Annotated in this window: 4 tRNA genes; all 4 read right to left on the bottom strand. The window is 54.4% G+C overall.

From position 1 onward, the window contains the following. Window positions 1-50: 50 nt before the first annotated feature. Window positions 51-126: transfer RNA gene (locus IC219_RS21440), tRNA-Val, on the bottom strand. 6 nt (window positions 127-132) lie between these two features. Continuing rightward, a tRNA-Gly gene (locus IC219_RS21435) sits at window positions 133-206 on the bottom strand. Window positions 207-223: 17 nt separating this feature from the next. Further along, window positions 224-298 (bottom strand) — tRNA-Glu (locus IC219_RS21430). Window positions 299-305: 7 nt separating this feature from the next. Next, window positions 306-381, bottom strand: a tRNA-Met gene (locus IC219_RS21425). Window positions 382-386 lie beyond the last annotated feature (5 nt).

The following is a 386-nucleotide window of genomic DNA, read 5'->3' as shown; positions in this document are numbered from 1 at the left end:
TCCAGCGTGACAGGCTGGCATTCTAACCAACTGAACTACCAGGCCGCAAATGGTGGGACCAGCAGGGCTCGAACCTGCGACCCCCTGCTTGTAAGGCAGGTGCTCTCCCAGCTGAGCTATGATCCCATTTTTTGGAGCGGGTGAAGGGGATCGAACCCTCACAGCTGGCTTGGAAGGCCAGAACTCTACCATTGAGCTACACCCGCTTATTTAATTGTTTTTTTGGTGACTCGTAGGGGAATTGAACCCCTGTTACCGCCGTGAAAGGGCGGTGTCTTAACCTCTTGACCAACGAGCCATTTTAATGGTTGCGGAGGCAGGACTCGAACCTACGACCTTCGGGTTATGAGCCCGACGAGCTGCCAACTGCTCCACTCCGCGATATT

This window comes from Clostridioides sp. ES-W-0018-02, assembly GCF_020658175.1.
GTDB lineage: Bacteria > Bacillota > Clostridia > Peptostreptococcales > Peptostreptococcaceae > Clostridioides.
The sequence above is the reverse complement of the archived record's forward strand: the minus strand, read 5'-3'. Positions and strand labels throughout refer to the sequence as shown.